10 protein-coding genes are annotated in these 15,094 nt (G+C 64.9%); 8 read left to right on the forward strand and 2 right to left on the reverse strand.

The genetic code is table 11. The annotated features are described in order from the left end of the window. Positions 1-80: 80 nt before the first annotated feature. From AC1DJB_RS10060 to AC1DJB_RS10095, 8 genes are all read left to right on the forward strand, one after another. Positions 81-2,054, forward strand: a complete 1,974-nt coding sequence (locus tag AC1DJB_RS10060; protein WP_332603114.1) for an APC family permease — start codon at positions 81-83, stop codon at positions 2,052-2,054. Next, positions 2,054-3,451: a class I SAM-dependent RNA methyltransferase gene (locus tag AC1DJB_RS10065; RefSeq protein ID WP_441437387.1), complete on the forward strand. Its 1,398-nt coding sequence runs from the start codon at positions 2,054-2,056 to the stop codon at positions 3,449-3,451. Before AC1DJB_RS10060 ends, AC1DJB_RS10065 begins: the two co-directional genes overlap by 1 nt. Before the next feature lie 139 nt (positions 3,452-3,590). Continuing rightward, positions 3,591-6,422, forward strand: a complete 2,832-nt coding sequence (locus AC1DJB_RS10070) for an aconitate hydratase (RefSeq protein WP_306962474.1) — start codon at positions 3,591-3,593, stop codon at positions 6,420-6,422. 151 nt (positions 6,423-6,573) lie between these two features. Beyond that, entirely contained in the window at positions 6,574-8,547 is a 1,974-nt protein-coding gene (gene dxs, locus AC1DJB_RS10075; RefSeq protein ID WP_306962472.1) for a 1-deoxy-D-xylulose-5-phosphate synthase, read from the forward strand. Between the two features lie 94 nt (positions 8,548-8,641). After that, the gene (locus AC1DJB_RS10080) at positions 8,642-9,202 is read left to right on the forward strand and encodes a hypothetical protein (protein WP_059389101.1); all 561 of its coding nucleotides are present in this window, start codon (positions 8,642-8,644) and stop codon (positions 9,200-9,202) included. A gap of 30 nt (positions 9,203-9,232) precedes the next feature. Next, positions 9,233-9,448, forward strand: a complete 216-nt coding sequence (locus AC1DJB_RS10085) for a helix-hairpin-helix domain-containing protein (protein WP_028266791.1) — start codon at positions 9,233-9,235, stop codon at positions 9,446-9,448. 39 nt (positions 9,449-9,487) lie between these two features. After that, a complete protein-coding gene (locus AC1DJB_RS10090) occupies positions 9,488-10,465 on the forward strand; it encodes an aldo/keto reductase (RefSeq protein WP_476910184.1) in 978 nt (325 codons plus the stop codon). A gap of 10 nt (positions 10,466-10,475) precedes the next feature. After that, on the forward strand, positions 10,476-11,546 hold the full coding sequence (locus tag AC1DJB_RS10095; RefSeq protein WP_476910185.1) for a nucleoside hydrolase: 1,071 nt from the start codon (positions 10,476-10,478) through the stop codon (positions 11,544-11,546). 10 nt (positions 11,547-11,556) lie between these two features. Here AC1DJB_RS10095 and AC1DJB_RS10100 read toward each other — a convergent pair whose 3' ends face one another. Both AC1DJB_RS10100 and AC1DJB_RS10105 read right to left on the reverse strand, forming a co-directional pair. Beyond that, entirely contained in the window at positions 11,557-13,707 is a 2,151-nt protein-coding gene (locus AC1DJB_RS10100; protein WP_476910186.1) for a 3-hydroxyacyl-CoA dehydrogenase NAD-binding domain-containing protein, read from the reverse strand. Then, positions 13,704-14,996, reverse strand: coding sequence for a thiolase family protein (locus tag AC1DJB_RS10105; RefSeq protein WP_476910187.1), 1,293 nt, complete (start codon positions 14,994-14,996; stop codon positions 13,704-13,706). Before AC1DJB_RS10105 ends, AC1DJB_RS10100 begins: the two co-directional genes overlap by 4 nt. Between the last annotated feature and the right edge of the window lie 98 nt (positions 14,997-15,094).

A 15,094-nucleotide genomic window follows, 5' to 3' on the forward strand; every position in this document is an offset into this window, starting at 1 on the left:
CGGTAAGACTCTACCGGGGCAAGTCGCGGAAGCCAGTCCGCCGTCATGACATCGCGTTCGATTCAGAGTAGCTTTGCGGAGTGCTGACAATTCTCAACGCCGCGAAGCGGGTGTTGGTGGGGCGGCCGTTCCGGAACGACCGCCTGGCCCACACCCTGCTTCCCAAGCGCATTGCCCTGCCGATTTTCGCCTCGGACGCCCTGTCCTCCGTGGCGTACGCCCCTGACGAAATCCTGCTGACGCTGGCCCTCGCGGGCGTGAGTGCCGTGGCTATTTCGCCGCTCGTAGGCCTCGCGGTCATGGTGGTCTTGCTCACGGTTGTTGCCTCGTACCGGCAGAACGTCCACGCCTACCCTTCCGGTGGCGGCGACTACGAAATCGCCAACGTCAACCTGGGGAAGTTCGCTGGCCTGACCGTCGCCGCCGCGTTGCTGGTGGACTACGTCCTCACCGTCGCCGTGTCGATGTCCTCCGCCGCGGCGTACCTGACCACGGCGATCCCCTCGCTGCACGGGCAGCAGGCGCTCATCGCCACAGTCGGCGTCATCGTCCTGGCACTCGTCAACCTGCGCGGAATCAAGGAAGCGGGCAGTGTCTTCGCGGTTCCCACCTACATCTTCATGTTCTCCATCTTGGGCATGACGGCCGTCGGTATCTTCCAGGCGGCCACGGGCCAACTCGGCCAGGCTCCCTCGGCAGCCTTCACCATCGTCCCGCAAGAGGGATTCGACCAGGGACTCGTGGGCCTGGCAGGTGCGTTCCTGCTGCTGCGGGCTTTCTCCTCCGGAGCAGCCGCACTGACCGGTGTGGAGGCCATCAGCAACGGTGTACCGAACTTCAAGAAGCCCAAGAGCAAGAACGCCGCCACTACGCTCTTGCTGCTCGGCGTCATCGCCTCGGCCATGCTCGCGGGCATCATCTACCTCGCCAATGCCACCAAGGTCCACATCGTGCTGGATCCGGCCAAGGAATTCCTCCTGCATGGCCAGCCGCTCCCGGACGACTACATCCAGAACCCTGCCATCAGCCAGATTGCACAGACGATCTTCGGCGCCGGGTCCATCCCGTTCTACGTTGTTGTCGCGGCCACGGGCGTCATCCTCGTCTTCGCCTCCAACACGGCGTTCAACGGATTCCCGGTCCTAGGGTCCATCCTCGCGCAGGACGGCTACCTTCCCCGCCAGCTTCGGACCCGCGGAGACCGCCTGGCCTTCAGCAACGGCGTCCTCGCCCTTGCTGCCGGCGCCTTGGTCCTCATCATTTCCTTCAACGCCGATGTCACCAAGCTGATCCAGCTGTACATCGTGGGCGTCTTCATTTCCTTCACGATGAGCCAGTTGGGCATGGTGCGTCACTGGGGCAGGGAACTCAAACTTGCGCAGGACAAAGCCGTCCGCCTCAGGATCGTGAAGTCCCGCACCATCAACATGCTCGGCTTCGCCATGACGGCGCTGGTGCTGACCATCGTGCTGATCACCAAGTTCGAACAGGGTGCCTGGATCGCCCTTCTCGCGATGTTCGTCCTGTTCCTCATCATGTGGAGCATCCGCGCCCACTACGACAACGTGGCCAAGGAACTGGCCGTTGACGAGGATTCTTCCCCGCGTGCATTGCCTACCCGGGTCCATGCCGTGCTCCTGGTGTCCCACGTCCGCAAACCGGTGCTGCGCGCCCTCGCCTACGCGCGGGCGTCGAGGCCGTCCCGGCTGGACGCCATCATCGTCGACATCGACCACGAGGAGACCGCGCACACCGTCGAGGCCTGGGACAAGCTGGACATCCCTGTCCCGTTGACCGTTTTGGCGAGCCCGTACCGCGAAACCGTCACGCCGATCCTGGACTACGTCAAGAACATGCGCCGTGATTCCCCGCGCGACCTGATCGTCGTCTACATCCCGGAGTACGTCGTCGGCAAGTGGTGGGAACAGCTCGTCCACAACCAGACCGCCTTGCGCATCAAGGCCAGGCTCCACTTTGAACCCGGCGTCATGGTGGCCAGCGTCCCTTGGCAATTGAAATCCTCCGAAGAAGCAAAGGCATTGCAGGATACCTGATGACCCACCCGATCAACACCGAATCCAGCTCGCCCACGGCCCAGGACGGAGCTGCCACGGAGCTGGTGGTGGACGTCGGCCCCATCGCCCATGGCGGCCACTTTGTCGCACGGCACGAAGGCCGGGTTATTTTTGTCCGGCACGGCATCCCGGGGGAGAAGGTCCGGGTCCGGCTGACCGACGCAGGAGAGTCTTCCCGTTTCTGGCGTGCCGACGTCGTCGGCGTCCTGGAAGCGTCAGACGACCGGACGCGCCATTTCTGGCCGCTCGCCGACTCTCTTGCCGCCTGGCGCAAGGGCGGTCCGCCCGTGGGCGGCGCCGAACTCGGGCACGTAACACTGGAACGGCAACGGCTGCTCAAATCCGAAGTCCTCGCCGAACAGTTGAAGCGGCTCGCCGGCGTCGAACTCGATGTCGAAGTGGAGCCGGCGGCCGCCGGTGACGCGGCCCCCAGCGGTGTTGCGGCGTCCGACGGCGATACCGGGCTCGGCTGGCGGACCCGTGCCAGCTTTGCCGTCACCCCCGATGGCCGGCTGGGGATGCATGCCCACCGCTCCGACGTCGTGATTCCTGTCCATGAGATGCCTTTGGCACTGCCGGGCATCAACGAGTTGCGGCTCTGGGACATCGATCTGCGGGGGATCTCGCGGGTGGAAGTGGCCGCGCCCGCCAACGGATCGCGTCCCCTCGTCCTTCTCGCCCCGGAGGAGGGTACTGACGCCCGGCGCCTCAACCGGATCCTGGGCCAGCTCCCGCAAGAAGTCTCAGTGGCGAGCTTCGACCCCGTGGGTGGAGATGTCCTGCAGCTGCGCGGCAGGACGTGGGTCCAGGAATCGGCTGCCGGCCACGAATACCGGGTGACGGGAGAAGGGTTCTGGCAGATCCACAAGGACGCGCCCGGGACCCTGGTGGGGGCGGTGACGGGATTCCTGCACGACGGCGGCTACCTCCTTCCGGGATCGGCCGTCGCCGATCTTTACGCGGGAGCCGGATTGTTTACGGCGCCCTTGGCGGATGCCGTGGGGATCACCGGTTCGGTGCTGTCCGTCGAAGGATCGCCCGGGACCAGCCGCGATGCCCGCAAGAACCTGCACGGAGAGACCCAGGTGGAAATTGTCCAGGGCAGGGTGGAACGTGTCCTCCGGCAGCGACCCCGGAGCTTCGACGCCTTGGTGATCGACCCGCCGCGGGCCGGCGCCGGCAAGGCCGTGGTCAGCCAGCTCATCGAGTCCGGGCCCCGCGCAATCGCCTATGTGTCGTGTGATCCGGCCTCCTTCGCGCGCGATCTGGGGTACTTCCGGAACAGCGGATGGCGCCTCGAATCCCTCCGGGCATTTGACTTGTATCCGCACACACACCACCTGGAGACCGTTGCGTTGCTGGTGCCCGCGGCATAGACGCCACTACGATGGGGGAGAAGTCCTACGTCGCGCTTCACTTCTCCACCGGCCGGCAGTCGCTCAGATTAGGTTTGCCTAACTAGCTAGCGGTCAACCACGCGACAAAGATGAAAGCTGTTGCGAGAGGAGTCCTGCCATGAGCACTGTGGACAGCTTCGGTTCCAAAGGCGTACTGAATGTAGCCGGCACCGATTATGAAATTTTCCGGTTGAACTCCGTTGAGGGCGCAGACAGCCTTCCGTTCAGCCTTAAGGTATTGCTTGAAAACCTCCTGCGGACAGAAGATGGCGCCAATATCACGGCCGACCACGTCCGCGCCCTGGCTGGCTGGGACCCGGATGCCCAGCCAGACACCGAGATCCAGTTCACCCCGGCCCGAGTCATCATGCAGGACTTCACCGGGGTTCCCTGTGTGGTTGACCTTGCCACCATGCGTGAAGCCATCAAGGACCTCGGCGGCGACCCCAAGCGCGTCAACCCGCTGGCTCCGGCTGAGATGGTCATCGACCACTCCGTGCAGATCGATGCCTTCGGCAACTCCGGCGCGCTTGAGCGCAACATGGAGATCGAATACCAGCGCAACGGCGAGCGTTACCAGTTCCTGCGTTGGGGCCAGACTGCTTTCGACGACTTCAAGGTTGTCCCCCCGGGAACCGGCATCGTCCACCAGGTCAACATCGAATACCTGGCACGCACCGTCATGACCCGCGAAGTTGACGGCGTCCTCCGTGCCTACCCGGACACCTGCGTCGGCACGGACTCCCACACCACCATGGTCAACGGCCTGGGCGTGCTCGGCTGGGGCGTTGGCGGCATCGAAGCCGAGGCCGCCATGCTTGGCCAGCCCGTTTCCATGTTGATCCCGCGCGTTGTCGGCTTCAAGCTCACCGGCTCCATCCCCGCCGGCGCCACCGCCACGGACGTCGTCCTGACCATCACCGAGCAGCTGCGCAACCACGGCGTGGTCGGCAAGTTCGTGGAATTCTACGGCGAAGGCGTTGCGGCCGTGCCGTTGGCCAACCGCGCCACCATCGGCAACATGAGCCCGGAGTTCGGCTCAACGGCAGCGATGTTCCCGATCGACGACGTCACCCTCGAGTACTTGCGCCTCACCGGCCGCTCCGAGCAGAACGTCGCCCTGGTCGAGGCCTACGCGAAGGAACAGGGCCTCTGGCACGATCCCTCGCACGAGATCAAGTTCTCCGAGTACCTCGAGCTCGACCTGTCCACGGTTGTTCCCTCGATCTCGGGCCCGAAGCGTCCCCAGGACCGCATCATCCTCACCGAGTCCAAGGCCCAGTTCCGCGAGGACCTGCGCAACTACGTGAAGGAAGACCTGGCCGACGGAAGCCTGGACGAAGCGATCGACGAGAGCTTCCCGGCCTCCGATTCGCCGTCGTTCACCGCCACCGCGACGCACCTGTCCGACGTCGCGCCGCACGGACACGGCCCGAAGTCCAACGGTCGTCCGTCGAACAAGGTGAGCGTCACAACAGCGGACGGCCGCGAATTCGAACTGGACCACGGTGCCGTTTCGATCGCGTCGATCACGTCCTGCACCAACACGTCCAACCCGTCGGTGATGCTTGCTGCCGCGCTGCTCGCCCGCAACGCCGTCGACAAGGGCCTCACGTCCAAGCCGTGGGTCAAGACTTCGGTTGCTCCCGGCTCCAAAGTTGTCACCGACTACTACGAGAAGTCCGGCCTGACCCCCTACCTGGAGAAGCTCGGCTTCTACATCGTGGGCTACGGCTGCGCCACCTGCATCGGCAACTCTGGACCGCTCGACGCCGAAATCTCCGAGGCCATCCAGGCCAACGACCTTTCCGTCTCGGCTGTCCTCTCCGGCAACCGCAACTTCGAAGGCCGCATCAACCCGGACGTCAAGATGAACTACCTGGCCTCCCCGCCGCTGGTCATCGCCTACGCCCTGGCCGGAACCATGGACTTCGACTTCGACGCCGATCCGCTAGGCCAGGACCAGGACGGCAACGATGTCTTCTTGAAGGACATCTGGCCGAACCCGGTCGAGGTCCAGAAGGTCATCGATTCCTCGATCGACAAGGAAATGTTCGCCCGCGGCTACGAGGGCGTCTTCGACGGCGACGATCGCTGGAAGGCACTCGACACTCCGGCAGGCGACACCTTCGCCTGGGACGCCAAGTCCACCTACGTGCGGAAGCCCCCGTACTTCGAAGGCATGAAGGCGCAGCCGGAACCGGTAACGGACATCGCCGGAGCCCGCGTGCTGCTGAAGCTCGGCGACTCCGTCACCACCGACCACATCTCCCCGGCCGGTTCTTTCAAGTCGGACACCCCGGCAGGCCAGTACCTTCTGGCCAACGGCGTGGAGCGCAAGGACTTCAACTCCTACGGTTCGCGCCGTGGCAACCACGAGGTCATGATCCGCGGAACCTTCGCGAACATCCGCATCAAGAACCAGCTGCTCGCTGACTTCAACGACGGTGCGGGCGTCGAGGGTGGCTTCACCCGCGACTTCACCCAGGCGGACGGCCCCCAGGCCTACGTCTACGACGCTGCCCAGAACTACCAGGCAGCCGGCACCCCGCTGGTGGTCCTGGCCGGCAAGGAGTACGGCTCCGGCTCGTCCCGTGACTGGGCTGCCAAGGGAACCGCGCTGCTGGGCGTCAAGGCTGTCATCGCCGAAAGCTACGAGCGCATCCACCGCTCCAACCTCATCGGCATGGGCGTCCTCCCGCTGCAGTACCCGGCCGGCGAATCGGCTGCGTCGCTCGGCCTGGTCGGAACGGAAACGTTCTCCGTGGAGGGCGTCACCGAGCTGAACAACGGCACCACGCCGCGGACGCTCAAGGTCACGGCAACGGCCGAGGACGGCAGCACCAAGTCCTTCGACGCCGTGTTGCGTATCGATACGCCGGGCGAAGCGGACTACTACCGCAACGGCGGCATCCTTCAGTACGTTCTGCGCCAAATCTCGGCCCACTAGCCGATACCGGCGCGGGCTCCGCCTGCGCCAAAGGCAAAAGCTACAGCCCCGGCTGGTCATCGACCGGCCGGGGCTGTAGCCTTTCCTGCGGCTTGGTTCCGGCCAAGGCGTTAGAGTTGTATAGCACGTCAACCACCCTAAGGAGGGGCCGTTGGGACTCTTGGAGACAATCCGGAACCCGCAGGACCTGAGCAAGCTCACCGGTCAGCAGCTGGAGCAGCTTGCAGGCGAGATCAGGACTTTCCTCATCACCAACGTCGCCCAAACGGGTGGTCACCTTGGACCGAACCTTGGCGTGGTGGAACTCACCATGGCCATCCATAAGGTCTTCGATTCGCCGCGCGACAGCATCGTTTTCGACACCGGCCATCAGTCCTACGTCCACAAATTGCTGACCGGCAGGCAGGACTTCAGCACCCTCCGGCAGCAAGGTGGCATGTCCGGCTACCCCGATCGTGCCGAGTCCGAGCACGACATCGTGGAAAGCTCCCACGCGTCCTCTTCCTTGTCCTGGGCCGACGGTATCTCCCGTGCCCGCCAGTTGACCGGCGAAGGCGACCGCTGCGTTGTCGCCGTCGTCGGAGACGGTGCGCTGACGGGCGGCATGGCTTGGGAGGCAATCAACAACATCGCCGCCGACAAGCGGCGACGCGTGGTGATCGTCGTCAACGACAATGGCCGCTCCTATGCCCCGACGGTCGGCGGTCTTGCCGACTACCTCGCTTCGCTGCGCCCCACGATCGATTCCTTCCGGGCAGCCCCCACCTATGAAGTGGTGTTGGACTGGTGGAAGAAGAAACTCCAAAGCGGCGGCCCGATCGGCCAGTTCACCTACAGGAGCCTGCATGCCATGAAGAAGGGCATCAAGGACTGGTGGGCTCCGCAAGGCATGTTCGAAGACCTCGGCATGAAGTACATTGGCCCTGTCGACGGCCACAACATGCGTGCCCTTGAGCACGCGCTGACTACCGCCCGTAATTACGGCGGCCCGGTGATCGTCCACGCCATGACTGAAAAGGGGCACGGCTACGCGCCTGCCCTCGCCAACGAGGCGGACCAGTTCCACGCCGTCGGGATCATCGATCCCGAAACCGGCGAACCCACCGAAGCCGGTGGAGCCCGCTCGTGGACATCTGTGTTCGCTGAGGAAATCGCGGACATCGCCGATGAGCGCGAAGACATCGTCGGTATCACCGGGGCCATGCTGATCCCCGTCGGGTTGCACAAGTTCGCTGAACGGCACCCGGAAAGAGTGATCGACGTCGGGATCGCCGAACAGCACGCCCTCACCTCGGCCGCAGGCATGGCCTTCGGTGGACTGCACCCCGTCGTCGCCGTTTACGCGACGTTCCTGAACCGTGCCTTCGACCAGCTCCTCATGGACGTCGCCCTGCACAAAGCCGGAGTGACGGTCGTGTTGGACCGCGCCGGCGTGACGGGCCCGGACGGGGCCAGCCACCACGGCATGTGGGACATGGCGATGGTCCAGATCGTTCCAGGGCTGCACCTCGCGGCTCCGCGGGATGCCAGCCGCCTGCGGGAAGAACTCCGCGAAGCGGTTGCCATCGCCGACGCGCCCAGCGTGGTGCGCTTCTCCAAGGGCAGCGTGGGAAGCGAGATCGAAGCGATCGAACGGCTTTCCGACGGCGTCGACGTGCTGGCGCGCCGCCCGGAAGGCTCTACCGAGAACGATGTCCTGGTTGTCAGCGTAGGCGCAATGTCCGAACTCGCCCTCGACGTCGCGTCCCGGCTCGGATCCCAAGGCATCAGTTCCACCGTGGTGGATCCGCGGTGGGTCCTGCCTGTACGCAAGTCCATCATCGCCCTCGCTGCCCGGCACCGTTTGGTGATCTGCATCGAAGACGGCGTCCGGGCAGGCGGCGTCGGCTCCCGGATCCGCCAGGAGATGCGCGCGGCCGGCGTGGACACGGCCCTCAACGAAGTGGGGCTTCCGGTCGAATTCCTCGACCATGGAACCAGGAGCCAAGTCCTTGAGCGCGTGGGCCTTACCGCCCAACAGATAACGCACGACGTCGTCGCGCAGGTCCTGGGGACAAAGGTGCCTTTCGCGCGGCCCCTGCCAGGACAAGAACACCCCAGCACAGGCAGTCTCCCCAAACTGTGAACCGCCTGTTCAAGGCAGTATCCAACAAACAGGCACCCTTCGACGGCACAGGTCCGAACAGCACCTGCCCGGAGTGGTTCAGAAAAGGACAGGCATGAGCGGCATCATCCGCACCTATAAGCGCGACGACGAAGCGGTCCTGCATTTCCGGGAAGCTTGGTATGACGACGAATTCAAGCAGTTCGTCATCAACCACGGGGTCGTAGGACACCAGAGCAGCACTGACGAAACCGACGTCGACGACGAATCCGCCGTCGAAGGCCTCATGACGGCCTTTGCCGCGCAATGCGAAGAGGATGGCTACGCGGAGATTCCCGAGACCGAGCAGTTTTGGGTGGTCGCTCAGATCGCGCTCAAGACGAAGGACGGCACCGACCGCGACCGCTATCTTGAACGCAAGGCGAAGGCCGCGCTGACGAGCGAACTGGCCTGGCGCGGTTTGGGTACCGTGGATCGATCCGATATCAGCGACTCGAAGCTCAACATTTTCTGTCTGTGCCCGGATGTCAACAAGGCCGTCAACGCCATCAAGGTGTGCATCAGGGGAGAAGACCTGGACTTCACCAAGCTGAGCATCGCGGCGGCGCCCCATGCCGAACCCACCGCATTCAAAGTAAAACACTCGCCGAAAACGGGCGCGGGCTTTACCCTCTAAGGACCACATCACCGCTTCGAAGGGACACGCATGGCGCCCAAGAGCAACTGGCCCGGACACACTCCGCTGCCCAAGGGCTTGTCCGCTCCCGCACGAAGGGCACTCGCCCACGAAGGTCTGGAAACCCTGGAACAACTCGCCGAGTTCGGCGAGGGACGGGTCGCGGCCCTGCACGGCATGGGACCCAAGGTCATGGCCCAGTTGCACGATGCGATGGAAGAGGCGGGAATCGCCTTCGGATCCTGAGCGGCGGACCCGCCCCCGCGGTCGTTGTAGGGTGAAACCATGACTGAATATCGCCGTCTTGGAAATTCCGGATTGACCGTCTCAGTAGTCGGTTTGGGGTGCAACAATCTCGGGCGGGCCAATACAGCCACTGAGCCGCAGGAGGGTACCAACGCGGTAGTGCACGCCGCCTTGGACGCCGGAGTGACGCTTTTCGATGTTGCAGACGTCTACGGCCGGGAGCCCGGCCTCAGCGAGACCATGCTGGGCGTCGCCCTGAAAGGTCGCAGGGACGACGCCGTCGTGGCCACGAAATTCGGCATGGACATGCACGGCGCCAACGGCAACGATTTCGGCGCCCGGGGATCGCGCCGCTACATCATCCAAGCAGCCGAGGCATCGCTGCGCCGCCTCGGCACGGACTGGATTGACCTGTACCAGTACCACACCCCGGACCCCCTCACCCCGGTTGACGAGACCCTCGCAGCCCTCGATGACCTCGTCACAAGCGGCAAGGTCCGGTACCTCGGCCATTCCAACCGTGCTGGGTGGCAGATCGCCGAAGCCGAATACGTCGCACGGATACAGGGCGGTGCACGGTTCATTTCGACGCAGAACCACTACAACCTTCTGGACCGCCGCGCGGAACTCGAAGTCCTTCCGGCCGCCCAGGCTTTCGGGCTCGGTGTCCTGCCGTATTTCCCTCTGGCGAACGGGCTCCTGACGGGCAAGTATGCTCCAGGCAGCGCCCCGGAAGGATCGCGCCTCAGCCACACGCGGACCAACATGGTCCACGACGCCGACTGGGTCCAGTTGGGCAGGTTCAGCCAATTCGCCAAGGAGCGGGACCTGAACGAATTGCAGCTGGCCTTCTCCTGGCTGGCCGCCCAGCCCGCAGTCAGCAGCGTCATTGCGGGAGCCACCCGCCCGGAGCAGATCGCAGAAAACGCGAAAGCCGTGCGCTGGGTGCCCACGGCGGAAGAACGTGCCGAAATGGACGACATCTTCCCGCGCACGCCCAAGGTAGCCCTTTTCTAAGGAGCGTTCCATGAGCGGGGAGCAGGCAGTGGCTGCAGGCCGGCGCGAATCCGTGAGCTTGCTGGTGGACTGCGACACAGGAATCGACGACGCCCTGGCCCTCGCCTACCTGTGCAGCCAGCCGCAGGTGGAACTCGTCGCAGTGAGCAGCACTCCGGGCAACGTCGGGGCGGAGCAGGTGGCACGCAACAACCTGTCCCTGCTCGAGTTGTGTGGCCGCCCTGACGTGCCCGTTGCCATCGGGGCCCGGGCTCCGCTGCGGATCCCGCTGACCACCACGCCGGAAACCCACGGTCCCCAAGGCGTGGGCTACGCCGAGCTACCGGAACCGCGCGGACAACTGAACGGCGTCGACGCCGTCGAGCTTTGGGTCGAAGCGGCCCGGTCACGGCCGGGGGAGCTGACCGCCCTGTTGACGGCGCCCCTCACCAACTTTGCCCTCGCCCTGCGGGCCGAGCCGCGGCTGCCGGAGCTGCTGCGCGGCGTCGTGATCATGGGTGGCAGTTACTACTACCAGGGCAACACGACGCCCACCGCCGAGTGGAACACCCACGTTGATCCGCACGCAGCCGCCGAGGTGTTTGCGGCCTTCTCCGGACTTCCCGAGGAATGCCTTCCGGTGGTGTGCGCCTTGGAGACCACGGAACGGATCGAACTGACACCCGGGCACGTGGCGGCCTTGGCTGCCGAGGCGGGTTGCACGGAGCCGGAACTTGTCCTCCCGGAGCAGCCGGAGGGACGGCGCAGTACTGCGTCCAACGAACTCGTGCGGCACCTCAGCGATATGCTGCGCTTCTATTTCGAGTTCCACCGAAAGTACGGCCAAGGCTACGTGGCGCACATCCACGACTACTTCGCGGCGTCCGTCGCCGCACGCACTGCCAGGTACAGCACCCGCACGGCCACGGTGCACGTCGAGACGGCGGCCCCCAAGCTCATCGGAACCACCGTGGCGGACTTCCGCGGACTGTGGGGCGAGCCTCCCAACGCGCGCATCGTCTCGGAAAACCACCCAAGCGAAGCCTTCGCCGAACTGGTGCGCGCATTGGGCGGCCTTGCCCGGAGCCTGCCGGGTTCTTGACGCCGGAACGCTACCCGGCGGCCGGCTTCGACGCGATCCCGGGAGCCAGGAAGCGTTTGCCGTTGACACGCTCGGAGGCGCCCACCCGATCCAGATACGGTGTGATGCCGCCCAGGAACATCGGCCAGCCGGCGCCGAGGATGACACAGAGGTCAATGTCTTCAGGCCCGGCCACCACGCCTTCGGACAGCATGAGTCCGATTTCCTCGGCCAGGGCGTCCTGCGTGCGACGAAGGACCTCCTCGGAAGTGGACGGCGTGGTGCCGAAGGACATGAGTGCCAACGTGTCGGCCGGGATGACCGGCTGTCCGTCAGGACCCGGAGCCCAGAGTGACTTCACGCCGTTGTCAACCAACTTCTGCAGGTTCTGGGATACCGCAAAACGCTCGCCGAAGGCAGCGTGCAGCGATTCCTGGACGTGCTGGGCGACCGGAAGGCCTACCATCGCGCTGAGGGTGAACGGACTCATCGGCAGGCCCATGGGGCGAAGCGCCGAATCGGCGACGTCCGCCGGCGTCCCTTCGTCGAACGCGGCAATGACTTCGCCCATGAGCCGCAGCAGGATCCGGTTGACAACGAAAGCGGCGGCGTCCTTGACCAGCACGGCTGTCTTCTTCAATCCCTTGGCGAGCTCGAACGCGGTGGCCAGCACGGCGTCGTCGGTCTTCGGGGCACGCACGATCTCCAGGAGCGGCATGACGGCGACGGGGTTGAAGAAGTGGAACCCGACCAGGCGTTCCGGGTGCTGCAGATCCTCAGCCATCGCGGTCACGGACAGCGAGGACGTGTTGGTGGCGAGGATGCATTCGGGGGAGACAATGGCCTCCACTTCGGCGAAGACCTGCTTCTTGACGTTGAGTTCTTCGAAGACAGCTTCAATGACGAAGTCTGCGTCGGCGAATGCCTCTTTGGAGACGGAGCCGGTGACCAGGGCCTTGGTCCGGTTGGCGGCGTCGGAGCTGATCCGCTTCTTGCCGAGCAGCTTGTCCACCTCCGCATGGACGTAGGCAACTCCCTTGTCCACGCGTTCCTGGTCGATGTCCGTCAGGACCACGGGCACTTTGAGCTGGCGCGCGAACAGCAGGGCGAGCTGGCTCGCCATCAGGCCGGCACCGACGACGCCGATCTTCGTCACCGGGCGCGCGAGCTTGCGGTCGGGCGCACCGGCAGGCCGCTTGGACCGTTTCTGCACGAGGTCCAGGAAGGCGTAGACGGTGGAGCGGAACTCGTCCGTCTGCATCAACTCTGCGAGCGTCTCGCATTCCAGGGCCGCGGAATCCGCCTTGCCCATGGTCCGGTTGGCCTCGAGGATATCCAGCACCTTGGCCGGAGCCGGTGATGCGTTTGACGTTTTGGCTTCCACGAACGCACGGCCCGCCGCCACAGCGCCGGCCCAGCGTTCGACAACCGAGGGGTCCTCCGGGTCCACGGAGTTGCTCCGATCCGGGACGGCCTCGCCCGCGATCACTTTCGCGGCCCAGGCAATGGACTGCTCCACGAAATCCGCGGGTTCGAAGATCGCGTCGGCAATGCCCAGCTGGAAAGCCTGGGGACCGGTGAGCGTGCGGTTGTTGCTCAGCGGATTCTCGATCATGACCTTGACGGCGTTTTCCGGGCCGATGAGGCGCGGCAGGATGTAGACGCCGCCCCAACCAGGGACGAGCCCGATGAAGGCTTCGGGCAAAGCGAGGGCACCGGCGCCCGTCGAGACCGTGCGGTACGTGGACTGGAGGGCGATTTCGAGGCCGCCTCCGAGCGCGAGGCCGTTGATGAAGGCGAAGCTGGGAACACCCAGATCGGCGAGCGTCGCGTAGACATCGTGGCCCAGTTGCGCCATCCACAGGCCGTGTTCCCGCTCTTCGAGTCGCTTGACCGCAGAGAGGTCCGCGCCGGCCACCAGGAAGTATGGCTTGCCTGTGACGCCGACGCCGACGATCTCGCCGCGCGCAGCGCGATCCTTGAGGCCTTCAAGTACCGTCCCGAGCTCGACGAGGGTATTCGGTCCGAGGGTGGTGGGCTTGGTGTGGTCCAGGCCGTTGTCGAGGGTGATCAGGGCGAACGTTCCGGCGTTGCCGGGGAGTTCGATGTCCTGAACGTAGGAGTGGGTCACGGTCTCGTCCGGGAACAGTCCGGCCAGTTTCTGGAATTCTGCGGCGCTCATGCTGCGGCTCCCTTGCTCTCGGTCTCGACGGCGGTCTCGGTCTCGCTGTTGTAGCTGTTGTGGCTGTTGTAGTCGGGGTGGTGCGGGTTCTCCCAGATTACTGTGGCACCCATTCCCAAACCGATGCACATGGTAGTGATGCCGTACCGGACGGACGGGTCTTCCTCGAACTGGCGGGCCAGTTGATTCATGAGCCGAACGCCGGATGATGCGAGGGGATGCCCGACGGCGATCGCTCCGCCGTAGCGGTTGACGCGAGGGTCGTCGTCGGCGATTCCGAAGTGGTCCAGGAAGCTCAGGACCTGAACCGCGAAGGCCTCGTTGATCTCGAAAAGGTCGATGTCCCCGATGCCGAGTCCGGCGTTCTTGAGGGCCTTCTCAGTGGCCGGGACCGGGCCGATACCCATGACCTCGGGTTCGACCCCCGCGAAAGCATAGGAGACCAGGCGCATTTTCACGGACAGGCCGAGCTCTTCGGCAGCCTCCGCGGAGGCCAGGACTGCCGCCGTCGCGCCGTCGTTCAAGCCGGCCGCGTTGCCTGCAGTGACCCGGCCATGGGCCCTGAACGGCGTACGCAGCTCCGCGAGGTCTTCAACGGTGGTCCCGGGCCGCGGCGGCTCATCGACGGTGTTCACTGACCAGCCTTGTCCGGGCTTCATCGTGGCGACCGGGACCAAGTCGGGCTGGATCTGTCCCTTGCCGTAGGCGGCGGCGAGCTTTGCCTGGGACGCCGCTGCGTAGGCGTCGGTTCGCTCTTTGGTGATCGCCGGGAAGCGGTCGTGCAGGTTCTCGGCGGTGTTGCCCATGTTCAGGGCGGCTGGATCGACGATCCGCTCGGACATGAACCTGGGGTTGGGATCCGCGCCCGCGCCCATGGGGTGGTTGCCCATGTGCTCCACGCCCCCGGCGATCACGACATCGTACGCGCCGAAACCGATGCCGCTCGCCGTCGTCGTGACCGCGGTCATTGCGCCGGCACACATGCGGTCGATCGCAAAGCCGGGCACGCTGCGGGGGAGGCCGGCCAGGAGGGCCGCAGTGCGGCCGATGGTCAAGCCTTGGTCGCCGGTCTGCGTCGTGGCGGCGATGGCGACTTCGTCAACGCGTTCGGCGGGCAAGCCCGGGCTGCGTCGCATCAGTTCCCGGATGCACTTGACCACGAGGTCGTCGGCGCGGGTGCCTGCATAGATGCCCTTGTCGCCCGCTTTGCCGAATGGCGTCCGGACACCGTCAACGAAAACGACGTCGCGGACTGTCCTCGGCTTGGCGCTGTTCCCGGTTTGGCTCATGTGTGACTCCTCGTTGAGACATGGATGCCGGACAGCCCTCATGGGGGAAGCCGGTGTCATTTACCGCCATGTTACTCGCCAGTAACTTAGCGCGCAAG

Source organism: Arthrobacter sp. 01T428 (assembly GCF_056398685.1).

Excerpts from the sequence above, each read along its gene's own strand:
- AC1DJB_RS10065 (WP_441437387.1), top strand. The coding sequence starts at position 2,054 with ATGACCCACCCGATCAACACCGAATCCAGCTCGCCCACGGCCCAGGAC.
- AC1DJB_RS10070 (WP_306962474.1), top strand. The coding sequence starts at position 3,591 with ATGAGCACTGTGGACAGCTTCGGTTCCAAAGGCGTACTGAATGTAGCC.
- AC1DJB_RS10080 (WP_059389101.1), top strand. The coding sequence starts at position 8,642 with ATGAGCGGCATCATCCGCACCTATAAGCGCGACGACGAAGCGGTCCTG.
- AC1DJB_RS10085 (WP_028266791.1), top strand. The coding sequence starts at position 9,233 with ATGGCGCCCAAGAGCAACTGGCCCGGACACACTCCGCTGCCCAAGGGC.
- AC1DJB_RS10090 (WP_476910184.1), top strand. The coding sequence starts at position 9,488 with ATGACTGAATATCGCCGTCTTGGAAATTCCGGATTGACCGTCTCAGTA.
- AC1DJB_RS10095 (WP_476910185.1), top strand. The coding sequence starts at position 10,476 with ATGAGCGGGGAGCAGGCAGTGGCTGCAGGCCGGCGCGAATCCGTGAGC.
- AC1DJB_RS10100 (WP_476910186.1), bottom strand. The coding sequence starts at position 13,707 with ATGAGCGCCGCAGAATTCCAGAAACTGGCCGGACTGTTCCCGGACGAG.
- AC1DJB_RS10105 (WP_476910187.1), bottom strand. The coding sequence starts at position 14,996 with ATGAGCCAAACCGGGAACAGCGCCAAGCCGAGGACAGTCCGCGACGTC.